The following is a 15461-nucleotide window of genomic DNA, read 5'->3' as shown; positions in this document are numbered from 1 at the left end:
CAGATCACTTTCGAGATGACTCTCCGTGCCCGGTCATCCGGCCCGCAGCACCAGCGTGAGCGCCGCCCTCCCGTCGTGTTCTACGTGCAACCCCGCCCGGCGCAGCAGCGCCCGGAGCCGGACGACGTCCCCCGGCTCGGCCGTCGTGGTGGCCAGCAGCCGGGCGACCCGGCCCTTGTGCGCCTTGTTGGCGTGGCTGACCACGGTGCGGGTGCCGTCCGGACGCTCGCTCTGCACGTCCACGGTGACGGCGCCGGGGACCGGGGCCAGCGCGGCGTACGCGCCGCTGCGGAGGTCGACGACCAGCTCGTCCACCGCCGCCAGCACCGGGCCGAGCACGGGCCGCCAGAGCTGACGCAGGGGCGGCAGGCCGGGGAGGGCGGAGCCGGCCGAGAGCCGGTATGCCGGGATGGCGTCGGTGCCACGGACCAGTCCGAACAGCGCCGACCCGACGGCCAGCCGCCGGTCCGCGCGCGCCCGTTGGGCCCGGGTCAGCGAGCGGACGTCGAGGGCGTCGTAGAGCACCCCGGTGTAGCGCTCCAGCCCGGCCATCGTGGGGCTCGTGGTGAGCGCGGCGTTGCGCGCGATCTCGTCGTCCTGCGTCGCGGACAGGCCGAGGGCGGCCCGCGACGCCGGCACGTCGATGGCCAGGTCGGCCAGCGTCTTGGTCAGCTCGGTCCGCACGGCGGTCAGCTCGGGAGTGGCGAGCCGCTCGAGGTCCAGCGGCGCGCCGTCCCCGCCGGTGGCCTTGGTCTCCGACGGTGGCAGCAGCAGGAGGACCACGTCCTACCCACCCTTCACGAGCTCAGGGCACGGCCCGCGACGTGGCCGCACGACCGTACGAGGTGTCGTCATGTCCAGTAGAGGAGGCGGGCACCGGGCAGGCGGTCGGTCACCGCGTCCTGGAACCAGCCGCGCAGCTCGGTCATCGTCTGTCTCGGGTAGACGTGCTTGACCGCGCCGAACTTGCCACGCTTCGTCGTCCGCTGGTCCTCGTCCATCTCGAGCCTGCTGCGGGGGTACCACTCGGTCAGCGTCGCCTTGCTGCCCGGCGTGAAGCGATGGGTGATGCACTCCACCGTCAGGTCGGTCCCCTCGGGGACGGCGGCGGCGATCCCGTCCAGGAGGTCCCCGTACCCCTCCCGCCACCGGTCGACCGGCATGATCGGCGCGATGGTGACCCCGACCGGATAGCCGGCTGCCGCGACCGCCCCCAGGGCGGCGAGGCGGCCGTCGACGGGGCTGGTCGCAGCCTCGAAGCGCCGGGCCACCGAGGCGGCGTTGAGCGAGAAGCGCAGCCGGGTGCGACCGGCGTGCGGCAGGTCCAGCAGGGCGCCGACGTCGTCGAACTTGGTGGTCGCCCGCAGTTGCACCGGGCCGGCCCAGTCGTGCGTGCCGAAGTACGTGATGGCCCGCGCCAGGCCGCCGGTGAGGTGCTCCAGGGCCAGCGGGTCGGTGTAGCAGGAGGCCTCGAACGTCGTCCCCTCGGCGCCGCGCTCCGCGGTGCCGGACGTGACCGACCCGCGGCCCACGTACGTGTCGAGCCCGTCGAGGACGTCGTCGAGGTCGGCGAACACCCGGGTGATCGGCGGGCCGCTCAACGACCCGGCCAGGTAGCAGTACTGGCAGTGGGCCGGGCACCCCTCGGCGAGGTCGAACCGCCAGTCGGCCGACGGGGGGATCGGCTGCAGCCGGCGCCGGGACGGCGCCCCCACGACGAGGGCCAGCGTGTTCTTGGCCCGCATGAACGCGGCACGGTCGCCGTCCCCGCGCAGGTTGGGGAGGCGGTCACCGCGGAGGAGCTCGACGTCGGTCACCCCGGCCCGCTCCAGCCGTTGCAGGACGTGCTGCCCGTACGGGCGCTCGGCGGCCGAGCGGGTGACCAGGGCGCGGTCGGGGGTCCAGAGGCGGGTGGGAGCGGGAGCGACGACGGGAGGCATCGACCCGTACAACACCGTGCCGGGGCGGAGGTGGCCCGCTCAGGGGGTGAGGTCGACCACGACGGGGGCGTGGTCGCTGGCGCCCTTGCCCTTGCGCTCCTCGCGGTCGATCCGGGCGCCGGTCACCCGGCCGGCCAGGGCGGGGGAGCCGAGCACGAAGTCGATCCGCATCCCCTCGCGGCGCGGAAAGCGCAGCTGGGTGTAGTCCCAGTAGGTGTAGACGCCGGGCCCGGGCGTGTACGGGCGGACGACGTCGGCGTACCCGGCGTCGACGACGGCCCGGAACGCGGCCCGCTCGGGGGGCGACACGTGGGTCGAGTGGGAGAAGACGGCCATGTCCCAGACGTCGTCGTCCTCCGGGGCGATGTTCCAGTCGCCGACGAGGGCCACCGGGGCGGCCGGGTCGTCGGCCAGCCACGCGGCGGCGGTGCTGCGGAGCGCGGCCAGCCACTCGAGCTTGTACTGCAGGTGCGGGTCGGTGAGCGTCCGGCCGTTGGGCACGTAGAGGCTCCACACGCGGACACCGCCGCAGGTGGCCCCGAGCGCGCGCGCCTCGGGAGCGGGGTCCTGGCCCTCCTTGGCCGACCAGGACGGCATGCCGGGGAAGCCGATCTCGACGTCCTCGATGCCGACGCGGGACAGGATGGCGACGCCGTTCCACTGCGAGTGGCCGACGTGGGCGACCTCGTACCCCAGCGCGCTGAAGACCATCTCGGGGAACTGGTCGTCGCGGCACTTGGTCTCCTGCAGGGCCAGGACGTCGACGTCCGAGCGCTGCAACCAGGCCGCCACGCGGTCGGCGCGGGATCGGATCGAGTTCACGTTCCACGTTGCCAACCGCATGCCGCCCGACCCTACGGAGGTGCACGTCCGGCCCCGTCCCGGGGCCCGCCCTGCGAAGGGTGGGGAGGACGGGCCCTCTCTCAGACGTGGACCGGGACCTGGCCCTTGGCCGCCATGCGGGCCCGCATGCGCTCGCGGCTCTCGACGAACCGGGTGGCCTGGGCGTCGAGGCCGGTCAGGAACTCGGCGAGCTCCTCGCGGGCCCGCTCGCCCTCGGGGCCGAGGTCGGTGCGCTCGAAGACCTTCCAGGCGCGCAGGACCGGGCTGACCACCTCGTCGTGGTGCAGCCGCAGGTCGTAGATGCCGGCCTTCGCGATGATCATCGAGTTCTTCCGGAACCCGGTCATGGTGGCGCCGGGCATCTCGAAGCCGACCACCTCGGCGGTGACCGCGCGCATCGCCAGGTCGGGGTCGATGTCGAAGGCCGCGGCCATGAGGTTCCGGTAGAAGACCATGTGCAGGTTCTCGTCGGTCGCGATGCGGGCCAGCAGCTTGTCGGCCACCGGGTCGCCGGTGGCCCGGCCGGTGTTGCGGTGCGAGACCCGGGTGGCCAGCTCCTGGAACGAGACGTAGGCCAGCGCCTCCAGTGGCGTCTTGTCCCCGGAGTCGTAGCCGGTGGTCATGTAGTCCATCCGCGCCCGTTCGAGCTCGACCGGGTCGACGCCGCGGGTGACCACCAGGTAGTCCCGCAGCGCCACGCCGTGCCGGTTCTCCTCTGCCGTCCAGCGGCCGACCCACTGACCCCAGGCCCCGTCGCGACCGAACCGGGTGGCGATCTCCCGGTGGTAGCTGGGCAGGTTGTCCTCGGTCAGCAGGTTGACGAACATCGCCGCCTGGGCCGACTCGTCGAGCCGGGACTGCTCTGGCGACCAGTCCTCCCCGCCCAGGAAGGCGAAGTTCCGGCCCTCGTCCCACGGGACGTAGTCGTGCGGGTGCCACTCCTTGGCGATGGCGATGTGGCGGTCGAGGTTCTCGGCGACCACCGGCTCCAGCTCCGTGAGCACCGCCGCGTGCGGGGACGTCTGTGCCATGCGGACCTCCGGGGACGGGATCGGCGAGCGCCGGGGTGGCCTGGTCGGCCTCCGGCGGGGTGACCTGCGCCGCCGTGACGTGGCGACGACGTCCCCCACTGTGCCCACGGACCCCAGCTGTCACGCATCTCACGGCTGCGCGGATCGTCCGCGCAGGTGGAGCGGGCGCCGAGGCGGTGTCGACCGCCCGGGAGTGGGACCATGGCCGGATGACCGGGATCCGGCCCGCGGAGGCGCGCGCGTGACCGACGACTGGGACCACACCCGGCCGATCGGCGCCTCGCGTCCACTGCCGCCGATCCCGCCGTCGGCGCACGGCCGGCAACCGGGTGGCCGGCGCTTCCGGTCGGCCCTGGCGCTGACCGCCGTCGGCGCCGTGGTCCCGGGCACCGCGTTCCTCGCCGCCGGTCGGCGGCTTCTCGGCGGCGTCACCCTCGTGCTGTTCCTGCTGCTCGTGGGCGGCGGGGTCTGGCTGGCGACCGGGGGCCGCCGGACGGCGCTGCAGATCGCCGTGGACTCCGGCTCGCTGACCTGGCTGGTCGTCGGCGTGGTGGTCGTGGCGCTGCTGTGGATGGCGATCGTGGTCGCCGGCTACCGCATGCTGCTGCCGCACCGGACCTCAGCCGGGCGGCACGTCCTGGGCGGGGTGGTCGTGCTGGCGCTGCTGGCCGGCATCGGCTATCCGGCCTACCGGGTGACCGAGGTGGCCAGCGCCCAGCGCGGGCTCATCGACGAGGTCTTCGCCGACCGCGACTCGGCCACGGTCGTCGACACCCCCGACCCGTTCGGCGACCAGGAGCGGGTCAACGTGCTGCTCCTCGGCGGCGACGGGGGTGCCGGCCGCGACGGCGTCCGCACCGACACCGTCATCGTCGCGAGCATCGCCACCGACACCGGCCAGACGACGCTGTTCAGCCTGCCCCGCAACCTGCAGGACCTGCCCTTCCCCGCGGACAGCCCGCTGGCCGAGGTCTACCCCGACGGCTTCGAGTCCGGCAGCGAGAGCGAGAGCCTGCTCAACGCCGTCTACCGCAACGGGCCGACGGACAACCCCGACGTCCTCGGCCCGACCGCCGACCCGGGCGCCGACTTCCTCAAGCTCGGGGTGGGTGAGGCGCTCGGGCTGCCCATCGACTACTTCGTGCTGGTCAACCTCGACGGGTTCAGCCGGCTCGTGGACGCGCTCGGCGGCGTCACCGTCAACGTCAACTACTACGTGCCGATCAACGGGGACCCCGGCACCGGCGAGCTGCCCGACGACTACATCGAGCCCGGCCCGGCCCAGCACATGGACGGCCGGCGGGCGCTGGACTTCGCGCGGGGCCGCTTCGGGCTCAGCGACTACGACCGGATGGCGCGGCAGCGGTGCACCATCGACGCGATCATCGACGCCGCCGACCCGGTCACCCTGCTGCAGCGGTACCAGGACCTCGCGGCGACGACGCAGGACATCGTCAGCACCGACATCCCCCGGTCCGCCCTCGACGACTTCGTCGACCTGGGGCTGCTGGTGAAGAACACGCCCGTGCGCAGCGTCGTCTTCGACACCCACCTGATCGACCCGGCCTATCCCGACTACGACCGGATGCGGCAGATCGTCCAGGAGGCGATCGCACCACCGGTGGCCGACGACTCCCCGTCCAACGGGTCGCCGGCACCGTCGACCCCCGTGCCGTCGGTCCCGACGCCGGCCCCGACGGTGCCGCCGACGGGCGGTGCCCCCGCGACGGACCCGGTGGCCGTCACCGACGTCGGCGACGTGTGCGCCTACGACCCGGTGCAGGCCGAGGCGGCCCGGCAGGAGGGCGAGCCGCCCAACAAGGCCGACTGACGGAGGACCCGTCGTCGCACGGAGGCCGGTCGGGGCCGCCGGGTCTCCTGCTCAGCCGACGAGCAGGTCCCGCCGGCGGAACCCGGCCAGAGCCAGCGTGACCAGCGCTGCCGCCACCACCGCGAGGGTGGCCAGCGGAGCGATCCGGAGGGTCTCGATCGGCACGGTCGGGGTCCAGGCCAGCGGCGAGAGGTCGTCGACCCAGCCGGGCCAGTCCAGGGACTCGGCGAACACGGTGGTCACGACCACGTAGGCCACCGCGGCCCAGGCCACGGCGGCGGCCGCCCGCGGCAGCAACCCGGAGAGGGCGAGGGCCACCCCGGCCAGGACCCAGACGGCGGGCAGGTGGGCCAGTGCGGCCCCGGTCAGCCGGGGGAGCTGCCCGACGTCCCCGGTGGCGGCCGCTCGCACCGCCCCGGTGGCTGCGCCCGACAGCACCACCAGGACGGCGGACCCCAGCAGTGCCATGGTCGCGTGGCTGCCCAGCCACGCAGTGCGGCTGGTGGCGGTGGACAGCACCGGCTCGGCCCGGCCGGCCGCCTCCTCCCCCCGCGCGCGGAGCACCGAGGAGACCGCGTACGCGCCGGCGAGCAGGGCGTTTATCGCCAGCGTCGTCGCCAGGTAGGCGTCGACCAGGCTGGCGGCGTCGGGGAGGAAGGCCCGGGCCTCCGGGTTGTCCGCGAACAGCGTCTCCACCGACTCGGCGAGCGCGCCGTAGACCAGGCCGAGGAGGGTCAGGCCGACGGCCCAGCCGGCGAGGGCGCCCCGCTGGAGCCGGAGGGCCAGGCCGAGCGGCGAGTGCAGACCGCGCGGCGCGGTCGCGGGCCCCGGCCGGGGGGCGACCAGGCCCGCGCCCAGGTCCCGGCGGTCGAGCAGCGCGACGGCGAGGGCGAACAGGGTGACCCCGGCGACCAGGCACAGCACCAGCGGCGCCACCCGGTCGCCCGAGTAGGGGTGCACGGCCTGCGCCCAGCCGATGGGCGAGGTCCAGACCAGCCCGTTGCCCTCGATGTCGCCAACCGCCCGCAGCACGAAGGCGACGCCGAAGACGGCGCCGACGATCCCGTAGGTGGCCCGGGTGGAGCCGGTGACCTGGGCGACGACCGCGGTCACCCCGGTGAAGACCAGGCCGGCGGCCCCCACCGATGCGCCGAGGAGCACCGACCCGCGGGCGGGCAACCCGGTGGCGGTCGCGGCGGCACCGATGCCCAGCGCCGTCACCACGCAGGCCATCCCGCTGAGGAGGACGGCGGCCAGCAGCGGCGCGTGCCGGCCGACCCGGGTCGCGCGGACCAGCTCGGTGCGCCCGGCCTCCTCGTCGGCGCGGGTGTGCCGCGCCGTGGTCGACATGGCCATCAGGGCGACGACGAGGACGACGAAGGCGGAGATCTCGAACGCGACGGCGCCGGCCACGGTGTCCAGCCCGACCGGGGGCCCGGCCAGCGCGATCGTCGCGGCGTTGCTGCCGATCGACGCCCGGTAGGCCGCCAGGTCCTCCGGGGAGTCGTAGAGCGTCTGGCTGGAGATCGACTGGGTCACCACGAGCAGGGTCGCCACGGCCACCCACACCGGCAGCCGCAGGCGGTCCCGGCGGAGGCCGAAGCGGAGCAGCGTGCCGGTGCCCGCCAGGGCAGGGCCGCGCGGGCTCACGACCGCACCGCCTCAGGCGTGCGCACCAGCCCGTTCTCGGTCAGGTCCTCGCCGTAGTGGCGGAGGAAGAGCTCCTCCAGGGTCGGCGGCGTGCTGGTGAGCGACCGGACGCCGAAGCCGCCCAGGTGCCGGACGACGGCGTCCAGCGCGTCGGTGTCGACGTCGAAGTGCACGCGGCCGTCGTCGGACCGCAGGTCGTGCACGCCGGGCAGGTCGGCCAGGCCGGTGACCGGGCGGGCGGTCTCCACCGCCATCGAGGTGCGGGTGAGGTGGCGCAGCTCGCGCAGGCTGCCGCTCTGCACCGTGCGCCCGTGCCGGATGATGCTCACGCGGTCACAGAGCGCCTCCGCCTCGGCGAGGATGTGGCTGGAGAGCAGCACCGTGCGCCCCTCCGCCCGCAGCCGGCGCACCTCGTCCTGGAACAGCGCCTCCATCAGCGGGTCCAGGCCCGACGTCGGCTCGTCGAGGACGTAGAGGTCGGCGTCCGAAGCCAGGGCTGCGACGAGGGCGACCTTCTGGCGGTTGCCCTTCGAGTACGTGCGTGCCTTCTTGCGCGGGTCCAGGTCGAACCGGTCGAGCAGCTCCGCGCGGCGGGCCGGGTCCAGGCCGCCCTGCAGCCGGCCGAGCAGGTCGATGGCCTCTCCGCCGGTGATGCCGGGCCAGAGGGTGACGTCCCCGGGTACGTAGGCCAGCCGGCGGTGCAGGGCGACGGCGTCCCGCCACGGGTCCCCGTCGAGCAACCGGACCCGGCCTGCGTCGGCGCGCAGCAGTCCCAGCAGCACCCGGATGGTCGTGGACTTCCCCGAGCCGTTGGGACCGAGGAAGCCGTGCACCTCCCCCGTGGACACCTCCAGGTCGAGGCCGTCCAGGGCTCGGGTGTCGCCGAAGGTCTTGACCAGTCCGGCGACGGCGATCGCGCTCTCCATGTCGTCAGAAGCTACACACCCTTCACGATGTTGTGAATGTTCTTCACGCTGCTTACCGTGATCGTCTGCATCGGAGTACGGAGGCGCGCGTGGCGGACGACGGAGACGGCGAGCGGATCGCGCTGCTGCGGTTCGTCGAGCGTTTCGCGCTCACCCTGCGAGAGGCCGGGCTGGCGCCCATGCCGGCCCGGGTGCTGGCCTACGCCCTGGCCGACGACGCCGACCGGTACACCGCCGGCGACCTCGCCCGCGGTCTGGGGGTCAGTCCCGCCGCCATCAGCGGCGCCGTCCGCTACCTCGTCCAGGTCGGCTTCTTCGTCCGGGAACGCGAGCCCGGTACCCGCAGCGACCTCTACGTGCTCGACGACCAGGACCTGTGGTCCCGGTTCGTGTCGGCCGAGCTGACCAGCCTCGACCGGTTCGTCCAGGCCATCGACAGCGGCGTGGAGGTGCTCGGTGTCGAGCGTCCCGGCGGCCGCCGGCTGGCCGAGACCCGCGACTTCATGGCCTTCCTCCGGGTGGAGATGACCGGCGTGCTGGCGCGGTGGCCGGCCGAGCGGGCGCGGCTCGCGGCCGACCGGGGCGAGGTCACATCGCGGCGATCTGGATGAGGTTGCCGCAGGTGTCGTCGAGGACCGCCGTCGTCACCGGGCCCATCGCCGTCGGCTCCTGGGTGAAGGTGACGCCGAGACTCCTCAGCCGGTCGTACTCCGCCTGTACGTCGGCGACGGCGAAGGACGTGACCGGGATGCCGTCGGCGACCAGCGCGTCCTTGTACGGGTCGACGGCGGGGTGGTCGCTGGGCTCCAGCACCAGCTCGACGCCGTCGGGCTCCTCGGGGGAGACGACGGTCAGCCACCGGTGCTCGCCCAGGGGGACGTCGTTCTTCTTCACGAAGCCGAGGACGTCGGTGTAGAAGCGCAGCGCCTTCTCCTGGTCGTCGACGTGGATGCTGGCCAGGTTGATCCGCATGGGGTCCTCCTCATCCGGTGGGCAGCTGCCACCGGTCGGTGATGGTCCGGAGGGGCGTGGTGTCCAGGTCGTGGAACTTGTAGCGACCCTCGCGGCGGGTCCGCACCAGGCCGGCGTCCTCGAGCACGCCCAGGTGCTGGGAGACGGCCTGCCGGGACGAGGTGGACCCGTGCTGGCTGATCAGCCGGGTGCACAGCTCGAACAGGGTCTGGCCGTTCCGTTCCTGGAGCTCGTCGAGGATCGCGCGCCGGGTCGGGTCCGCGAGGGCCTTGAACACGTCGCCCACGGGGCCACCATAGGCAAGTGAGCACTTGCCTGACAAGGGCCTAGGGTCGCCGTGTGACCTCTCCGGAGCCGGCGGGGCGGGCGGCGCGCCGCGAGCGGCTGGTCGCGCTCCTCCTCGCGGGCGTGGCCGCTGTCCTGCTGTTCTCCTCACCCACCTGGTTCGCCAGCGACCAGGCGGTCGTCGGCGGCGCCCAGCTGTTCCTCGGCGTCGTCCTGGCGGGGGTCGCGGCGGTGCTGTACCGGCGGGCCACCCGCGCCTGACCACCGCTCTGGCCGCCGCGTCCGCGCCTCGGCGGCCAGCTGCCGCATCGCGATGACCGACGGCGGCTCGGTCACTCGGACACCACGGTCGCCGGTGCCTCTGCCAGCACCGAGCCCGAGCCGTCGCGGATCCGCACGGACGCCGCGTCGAGGTCGGGACCGGGGTCGGCGAGGCTGCCGACCCCGCCGCCGGCCACCAGCGGGATGGTCGTCAGCACGCTGCCGTCGGCGCGGAGGACCTCCGCCGACCGGCCCGCCGCGGGGCCGCTGACCGCCGCGGCGCCCGCCGCGACGACGGTCACGACCCGGTCGAGCAGCGCCGTCCCGGCCGGTGCCGGGTCGTCGTGGGTCAGCGAGCTCGTCGTGGCGCCGTCCGGCCCGTCGCCCAGTCGGTAGCCGAGCAGCAGGGTGGCCGTCGCACCGGACGGGAAGGTGACGCCGAGCAGCACCGCTGAGCTGCCGGAGCCCCCCGCGACCGGCCCGGCCGCCAGGATCGTCGGGTGCAGCGCCTCCGCCGGCCGGCCGTAGACGGCGAGCAGCGACCGGGCCGCCCACTGCAGCTGCGCCGCGTCGACGCTCGTGGCCAGCCCGCGGGGATCGGCCAGGCCGACCGGCTGCTCGGTGCGGGCGTCCAGCTCGTCGGTGGTCTGCGTGCGCGGGAACAGTGGCTGCGTCTGGCCCGCGCGCCGCACGGAGACCCCGGTGGTGCCGGGCCACGCGGCCGGCAGGTCGACGAGCAGCGCACCGGCCCCGTCGGTCATGGCGACGGACGTGGTCTCCGGCTCGGTCGTGCCGTCGGCGGACACCGTGCGGCCGGTGAGCACCTCCACCTCGTCCCCGGGCAGGCCGACGACCACCAGCAGCGCCTCGTCGCCGACGGCGTCCCACAGGGCGGTCGGCTCGAAGCGCGGCGCGTCGGAGGTCCCGGCCAGGCTCATCTCGCCCGGCTCGGCGCCTGCCGGGCCGGTGAACCAGGCCTGCACGAGCCGGGAGTCCGCCAGCCGGCCGAGGACCAGCGCCACCCGCCCGCCGGGGGTGTCGCCGGCGAAGGCCACCCGCCGGTCGGCCACCGGCGGATCGGGCAGCTCCACCCCCGGGGGGAGTGTCGCGGCGTCGTCGGGCAGCCAGCTCCGGGCGGCCACGTCCGCCAGCCACTCGTCGTCCCCTGCCAGGGAGCCCCGCGTCGGGACGTCGTAGAGCGTGGGCCGAGGGGCCAGCGGCGGCCGTTCCGAGGGGCGGGCCACCTCCCCCGAGCCGCTGGTGGCGAGGTTGGAGCCGATCACCGGCACCCCGACGAGCACCAGCGCGGCGGCCAGCCCCGCCCCCGCCACGGCGAGCCGGGCACGCCGCTGCTGCCGGGCCCGCTGCCGGACGCGGGCGGCCAGGTCCCGCGGGGCCGGCGGCGCCTGTGCGGCACGGGCCTGCAAGCCGTTCCGCAGCCGGGTCTCGAGTTCGGGCAGGGCCATGTCAGCACTCCTCGAGCAGGGCCGCCGGGGCGGGATCGGCGAGCAGCACCCGCAGGCGGGCCAGGCCGCGGACGGTCTGGCTGCGCACGGTGTGGACCGAGCAACCCAGCGTCTCGGCCGTGGCCGCCTCGCTGAGGTCCTCGGCGTAGCGGAGGACGAGCACGGCCCGCATGCGCGGCGGCAGCGTGGCCAGCGCGTCGGCGACCAGCTCCCGCTCGGCGACGTCCTCGGTGGCGTCCGGGCCGGCCGGGTCGTGCGGGGGCAGCGCGACGATCTCCTGCGTCGTCCGCAGCCGCCACCAGCTCGCGGCGCTGGTGACCAGGACCCGCCGGACGTAGGGGTAGGGGTCGGCCGCGTCGATGCGGGACCAGCGTCGGTAGGCCGTGACCAGCGCGGTCTGCACCAGGTCCTCGGCGTGCCCGGGGTCGCGGGTCAGCAGCACGGCGGTGCGCAGCAGGTCGCCCGACCGCGCGGCCACGAACGCTTCGAAGGCCGCCTCGTCGCGTGCTGCCACTGGATCTCCCCCCGTTCCTCACCCCCTATGACGCCAGGGGAGCGGGGGGACGAACGCCGTCGTGACCCGATCGTGACCCTGGCGTGCGAGGGGGGAGTGGGGTCCTTCTTCAGCCGGTGAAGGGGCGCTCGCGGGCGAGTTCCTCCTTGGCGACCCCGCGGACGTGCACCGCGTCGGGGCCGTCGACGATGCGCAGCGTGCGGGCGCTGGCGTAGAACCGGGCCAGGACGGTGTCGTTGCTGACCCCGGCCCCGCCGTGCAGCTGGATGGCGCGGTCGATGACGTCGAGTGCCACCTTCGGGGCGGCCACCTTGATCGCCGAGATCTCGGTGCGGGCGCCCTTGGCGCCGAACCGGTCGATCAGGTCCGCGGTCTTGAGCACGTAGAGGCGCACCTGGTCGATCTCGATCCGCGAGAGCGCGATGCTCTCGCGGACGGTGCCCTGGTCGGCCAGGGGACGGCCGAACGCCACCCGCTCCCGCGCCCGCGCCACCATCAGCGCCAGCGCCCGCTCGGCCATGCCGATGGCGCGCATGCAGTGGTGGATGCGACCCGGGCCCAGGCGGGCCTGGGCGATCATGAAGCCGTCGCCCTCGCCGGACAGGATGTTGGTCACCGGCACGCGGACGTCGGTGAACCGCAGCTCCGAGTGCCCGTGCTGGTCCTGGTACCCGAACACCGGCAGGTGCCGGACGATCTCCAGGCCGGGGGTGTCGCGGGGGACCAGCACCATCGACTGCTGCCGGTGCGGCGCGCCCCCGGGGTCGGTCTTGCCCATGACGATGAAGACCTGGCAGCGCTCGTCGGCCGCGCCGGTGGTCCACCACTTGCGGCCGTTGATCACGTACTCGTCGCCGTCGCGGACGATCGACGTCTGGATGTTGCGGGCGTCGGAGGAGGCGACGTCCGGCTCGGTCATGGCGAACCCGGACCGGATCTCACCGGCGAGCAGCGGCTCGAGCCAGCTCGACTTCTGCTCGCCGGTGCCGAAGAGCATGAGCGTCTCCATGTTGCCCGTGTCAGGCGCGCCGCTGTTGGTCGCCTCCGGTGCGATGGTCGGCGACCAGCCCATGATCTCCGCGACCGACGCGTACTCGAGGTTGGAGAGCCCGCCGAGCTCGTGGTGGAAGAGGTTCCACAGCCCGCGCTCGCGCGCCTCCGCCTTCAGCTCCTCCAGGACCGGCGGGTGCCCGTGGTCGTCGTGACCCCGCGCGGCCCGCCAGGCGTCGTACACCGGCTCGGCGGGGAAGACCTGCTCGCGCATGAAGTCCCACATCCGGCCGCAGACGTCCTCGGCCCTGGCGGAGAGGGTGAAGTCCATGCCCGGACGCTAGCGCCCGGCCAGGGCCCGGCGCGCGGCCGCGTAGACACACGACCGCCCGGACACCAGGCGGTGTCCGGGCGGTCGGAGGTGCGGCGGGTGCGCAGACCCGGCGGGTGCTCAGACCCGGTCGGTGCGCCCGCCGACTGCGGTGCGGACCGGCCCCAGCGCGATGACCAGACCGACGACGGCGGTCAGCAGGTGCAGGATGTTGTCGGCCCAGTTCAGGTTGAGGAAGTCCCACTCCTTGCCGACGGCGAACAGGCCGTACAGGAACGCGGCGCCGTAGCCGACCGCCAGCAGCCAGCCGTAGGTGCGGGCCCCGCTCAGCGTGCGGGCCAGGGCGAGCCCGGCCACGCCGATGAGGATGTGCACGACGTTGTGCATCGGGTTGATCATGAACCCGAGCAGGTTGGCGTCGACGTGGTGCGGCGTCCCGGCCTCGTTGCCGAAGAAGTTCTCGAAGCCGGTGATGAAGAATCCGATGATGCCGATGAGCAGGTAGACGGCCCCGACGGCCAGGGCCAGCATCTGAGGCCAGGTCATGGCTCCCCGGCCGGCACCGGTGCGGTTCGAAGCTGCGGACATGGGGGTCCTCCCAGTGGGGTTCGCGGCGCGCCCTGTTCTGGACGCTCCACACCCGGAATACCCCAGGTCGTCGGCGCGTAACGGTGTTGCCCCGTTCGGGGGACGACCGTTGCCGAACCGTCACCTGCCCCGGGGCGGCCGCGGCCACCCGCCGGGCCCGCAGCCGGCCCGCCGCGGGGTTCAGCCCAGCGTGGAGCGCGGACGGCGGACGACGAACGGACCGATGGCCAGCAGGTCCACCGGCGCGGAGCCGAAGCACTCCAGCGCGTCCCGGGGGTCGTCGACCATCGGCCGGCCGGCGGTGTTCAGGCTGGTGTTGACCACGATCGGCAGGCCGGTGCGCCGCTCGAAGCACTCCAGCATCCGGGCGACCAGTGGCTCCTCGGTGCGGTCGACGGTCTGGATCCGCGCCGTCCCGTCGACGTGGGTGACCGTCGGGATCCGCTCGCGCCACTCCGGGGCGACGTCGTGCACGAACAGCATGTACCGCGAGGGGATCGGTCCCCGGCTGAAGATCTCGGGGGCCCGCTCGGCCAGCACCATGGGGGCGACCGGGCGGAACTGCTCGCGGCCCTTCACGTTGTTCATCCGCTCGAGGTTGGCCTCGTGGCCGGGGTGGGCCAGCAGCGAGCGGCGCCCCAGCGCCCGCGGGCCGTACTCGCTGCGGCCCTGGAACCAGGCGACGATGCCGTTGGCCGCCAGCACCTCGGCGACGGCGTCCGCGACGTCCCGCGGGCGCTCGTAGTCGATGGCGGCCACCCGCAGCCACTGCTCGATCTCGTCGTCGGTCCAGCCGCGGCCCAGGTCGGCGCCGGGCATCGGTTCGGTCTGCTCGCCGAGGACCCGGGCCACGTGCAGCGCGCTGCCCAGGGCGGTGCCGGAGTCGCCCGCGGCCGGCTGCACCCACACGTCCTCGAACGGCGTCTCGGCGAAGATGCGGGTGTTGGCCACGCAGTTGAGCGCGACGCCACCGGCGAGGGTGAGCGTGCGGTCGCCGGTCTGCGCGTGCAGCCACCGGGCGAGGTCGAGCAGCACCTCCTCCACGCGCTGCTGCACGCTGGCGGCGAGGTCGGCGTGGTCCTCGGTCCAGTCGTCGCCCTTGGTCAGGCGCGGGGCGTACTCGGAGAAGTCGATCTCCGGCGTCCGGAAGCCGCCGTCCTCGGTGGCGACGACCAGCTCGGACAGCTCGCCGAGGAACCGCGGCTTGCCGTAGGAGGCCATCGCCATGACCTTGAACTCGTCGCTGCTGCGCAGGAAGCCGAGGTGGTCGGTGAGGTCCTCGTAGAGCAGGCCGAGGGAGTGGGGGAGCGCCTGGCCGGCCAGGATCTCCAGCTGGCCGTCGACGTAGCGGCCGGCGAGGTGGCTGTGCGCCTCGCCGCGGCCGTCGAGCACGAGCACCGAGTTGTCCGCGGTGGGGGCGGCCAGGCCGGCGGACGCGGCGTGCGCCACGTGGTGCTTCACGAAGCGGACCTTCGCCGGGTCCAGGCCGGGCAGGGCATGGGCGAGGAACTCGGGCGCCTTCTCCGCGTACATCTTGCGCATCACGTCGCCGGGGTCGTTCAGACCCGACTCCTCCGGCGTCCCCATGAGGGCGGGGTCGAAGGAGTAGGCGACGGCGTCGAGCTCCTCGGGGTGGATCCCCGCCTCGGCCAGGCACCACGCGGCGGACAGCTCCGGCAGCTCCCAGGCGCTCCAGGGCAGCGGGCGCTTGCCGTGCTTGCGGCGGCTGAAGCGCTCTTCCTCCGCGGCGGCCACGACCCTGCCGTCGACGACGAGCGCCGCCGCCGGGTCGTGGTAGATCGCGTTGATGCCGAGGACCTTCACCCGTGTACT

General features: G+C 74.2%; 16 protein-coding genes. 3 read left to right on the top strand and 13 right to left on the bottom strand.

Annotated features, from left to right (window positions below; genetic code table 11):
* Positions 1-33: 33 nt before the first annotated feature.
* From yaaA to GCU56_RS17540, 4 genes are all read right to left on the bottom strand, one after another.
* The gene (gene yaaA, locus GCU56_RS17555; protein ID WP_163483020.1) at positions 34-783 is read right to left on the bottom strand and encodes a peroxide stress protein YaaA; all 750 of its coding nucleotides are present in this window, start codon (positions 781-783) and stop codon (positions 34-36) included.
* 68 nt (positions 784-851) lie between these two features.
* Positions 852-1940, bottom strand: coding sequence for an SPL family radical SAM protein (locus tag GCU56_RS17550; RefSeq protein WP_163483019.1), 1089 nt, complete (start codon positions 1938-1940; stop codon positions 852-854).
* Positions 1941-1979: 39 nt separating this feature from the next.
* On the bottom strand, positions 1980-2783 hold the full coding sequence (locus GCU56_RS17545) for an exodeoxyribonuclease III (RefSeq protein ID WP_163483018.1): 804 nt from the start codon (positions 2781-2783) through the stop codon (positions 1980-1982).
* 80 nt (positions 2784-2863) lie between these two features.
* A complete protein-coding gene (locus GCU56_RS17540; RefSeq protein ID WP_163483017.1) occupies positions 2864-3814 on the bottom strand; it encodes an acyl-ACP desaturase in 951 nt (316 codons plus the stop codon).
* Between the two features lie 241 nt (positions 3815-4055).
* Here GCU56_RS17540 and GCU56_RS17535 point away from each other — a divergent pair, with 241 nt between their 5' ends.
* Positions 4056-5645: an LCP family protein gene (locus GCU56_RS17535; RefSeq protein ID WP_345771909.1), complete on the top strand. Its 1590-nt coding sequence runs from the start codon at positions 4056-4058 to the stop codon at positions 5643-5645.
* A 51-nt stretch (positions 5646-5696) separates the two neighbouring features.
* Here the strand turns inward: GCU56_RS17535 and GCU56_RS17530 are convergent, their stop codons facing one another.
* Both GCU56_RS17530 and GCU56_RS17525 read right to left on the bottom strand, forming a co-directional pair.
* Positions 5697-7295, bottom strand: coding sequence for an ABC transporter permease (locus GCU56_RS17530; protein WP_163483015.1), 1599 nt, complete (start codon positions 7293-7295; stop codon positions 5697-5699).
* A complete protein-coding gene (locus GCU56_RS17525; protein WP_163483014.1) occupies positions 7292-8221 on the bottom strand; it encodes an ABC transporter ATP-binding protein in 930 nt (309 codons plus the stop codon). The genes GCU56_RS17530 and GCU56_RS17525 overlap by 4 nt, the downstream gene beginning before the upstream one ends.
* Before the next feature lie 89 nt (positions 8222-8310).
* Between GCU56_RS17525 and GCU56_RS17520 the strand changes: the two genes are divergently transcribed.
* Positions 8311-8832 (top strand): GbsR/MarR family transcriptional regulator, encoded by a 522-nt coding sequence (locus tag GCU56_RS17520; protein WP_204332297.1) that lies wholly within the window; start codon positions 8311-8313, stop codon positions 8830-8832.
* Here GCU56_RS17520 and GCU56_RS17515 read toward each other — a convergent pair.
* Both GCU56_RS17515 and GCU56_RS17510 read right to left on the bottom strand, forming a co-directional pair.
* Positions 8810-9193, bottom strand: a complete 384-nt coding sequence (locus GCU56_RS17515; protein WP_163483013.1) for a VOC family protein — start codon at positions 9191-9193, stop codon at positions 8810-8812. The genes GCU56_RS17520 and GCU56_RS17515 overlap by 23 nt on opposite strands.
* A gap of 10 nt (positions 9194-9203) precedes the next feature.
* Positions 9204-9479, bottom strand: a complete 276-nt coding sequence (locus GCU56_RS17510) for a metalloregulator ArsR/SmtB family transcription factor (RefSeq protein ID WP_163483012.1) — start codon at positions 9477-9479, stop codon at positions 9204-9206.
* Positions 9480-9532: 53 nt separating this feature from the next.
* Between GCU56_RS17510 and GCU56_RS17505 the strand changes: the two genes are divergently transcribed.
* A complete protein-coding gene (locus GCU56_RS17505) occupies positions 9533-9739 on the top strand; it encodes a hypothetical protein (protein ID WP_163483011.1) in 207 nt (68 codons plus the stop codon).
* A 71-nt stretch (positions 9740-9810) separates the two neighbouring features.
* Here the strand turns inward: GCU56_RS17505 and GCU56_RS17500 are convergent, their stop codons facing one another.
* The 5 genes from GCU56_RS17500 to GCU56_RS25285 all read right to left on the bottom strand — a co-directional run bounded on the left by GCU56_RS17500 (position 9811) and on the right by GCU56_RS25285 (position 15452).
* Positions 9811-11205, bottom strand: a complete 1395-nt coding sequence (locus GCU56_RS17500) for a hypothetical protein (protein WP_163483010.1) — start codon at positions 11203-11205, stop codon at positions 9811-9813.
* Between the two features lies 1 nt (position 11206).
* Positions 11207-11719, bottom strand: coding sequence for a SigE family RNA polymerase sigma factor (locus GCU56_RS17495; protein ID WP_163483009.1), 513 nt, complete (start codon positions 11717-11719; stop codon positions 11207-11209).
* A gap of 109 nt (positions 11720-11828) precedes the next feature.
* Complete coding sequence (locus GCU56_RS17490) at positions 11829-13040, bottom strand: acyl-CoA dehydrogenase family protein (protein WP_163483008.1); 1212 nt, start codon at positions 13038-13040, stop codon at positions 11829-11831.
* Positions 13041-13160: 120 nt separating this feature from the next.
* Positions 13161-13628, bottom strand: coding sequence for a DUF4383 domain-containing protein (locus GCU56_RS17485; RefSeq protein WP_163483007.1), 468 nt, complete (start codon positions 13626-13628; stop codon positions 13161-13163).
* A gap of 180 nt (positions 13629-13808) precedes the next feature.
* Entirely contained in the window at positions 13809-15452 is a 1644-nt protein-coding gene (locus tag GCU56_RS25285; RefSeq protein WP_163483006.1) for a carbamoyltransferase C-terminal domain-containing protein, read from the bottom strand.
* Between the last annotated feature and the right edge of the window lie 9 nt (positions 15453-15461).

The organism is Geodermatophilus sabuli (assembly GCF_010686765.1).
In the GTDB taxonomy this organism is placed as follows: Bacteria; Actinomycetota; Actinomycetes; order Mycobacteriales; family Geodermatophilaceae; genus Geodermatophilus; species Geodermatophilus sabuli_A.
This window is presented reverse-complemented; position numbering and strand designations above follow the sequence as displayed.

What these genes read in the sequence shown, in the direction of transcription:
- GCU56_RS17515 (WP_163483013.1), bottom strand. Translation starts at nt 9,193, where the DNA reads ATGCGGATCAACCTGGCCAGCATCCACGTCGACGACCAGGAGAAGGCG.
- GCU56_RS17490 (WP_163483008.1), bottom strand. Translation starts at nt 13,040, where the DNA reads ATGGACTTCACCCTCTCCGCCAGGGCCGAGGACGTCTGCGGCCGGATG.
- GCU56_RS17545 (WP_163483018.1), bottom strand. Translation starts at nt 2,783, where the DNA reads ATGCGGTTGGCAACGTGGAACGTGAACTCGATCCGATCCCGCGCCGAC.
- GCU56_RS17500 (WP_163483010.1), bottom strand. Translation starts at nt 11,205, where the DNA reads ATGGCCCTGCCCGAACTCGAGACCCGGCTGCGGAACGGCTTGCAGGCC.
- GCU56_RS17485 (WP_163483007.1), bottom strand. Translation starts at nt 13,628, where the DNA reads ATGTCCGCAGCTTCGAACCGCACCGGTGCCGGCCGGGGAGCCATGACC.
- GCU56_RS17525 (WP_163483014.1), bottom strand. Translation starts at nt 8,221, where the DNA reads ATGGAGAGCGCGATCGCCGTCGCCGGACTGGTCAAGACCTTCGGCGAC.
- GCU56_RS17550 (WP_163483019.1), bottom strand. Translation starts at nt 1,940, where the DNA reads ATGCCTCCCGTCGTCGCTCCCGCTCCCACCCGCCTCTGGACCCCCGAC.
- GCU56_RS17540 (WP_163483017.1), bottom strand. Translation starts at nt 3,814, where the DNA reads ATGGCACAGACGTCCCCGCACGCGGCGGTGCTCACGGAGCTGGAGCCG.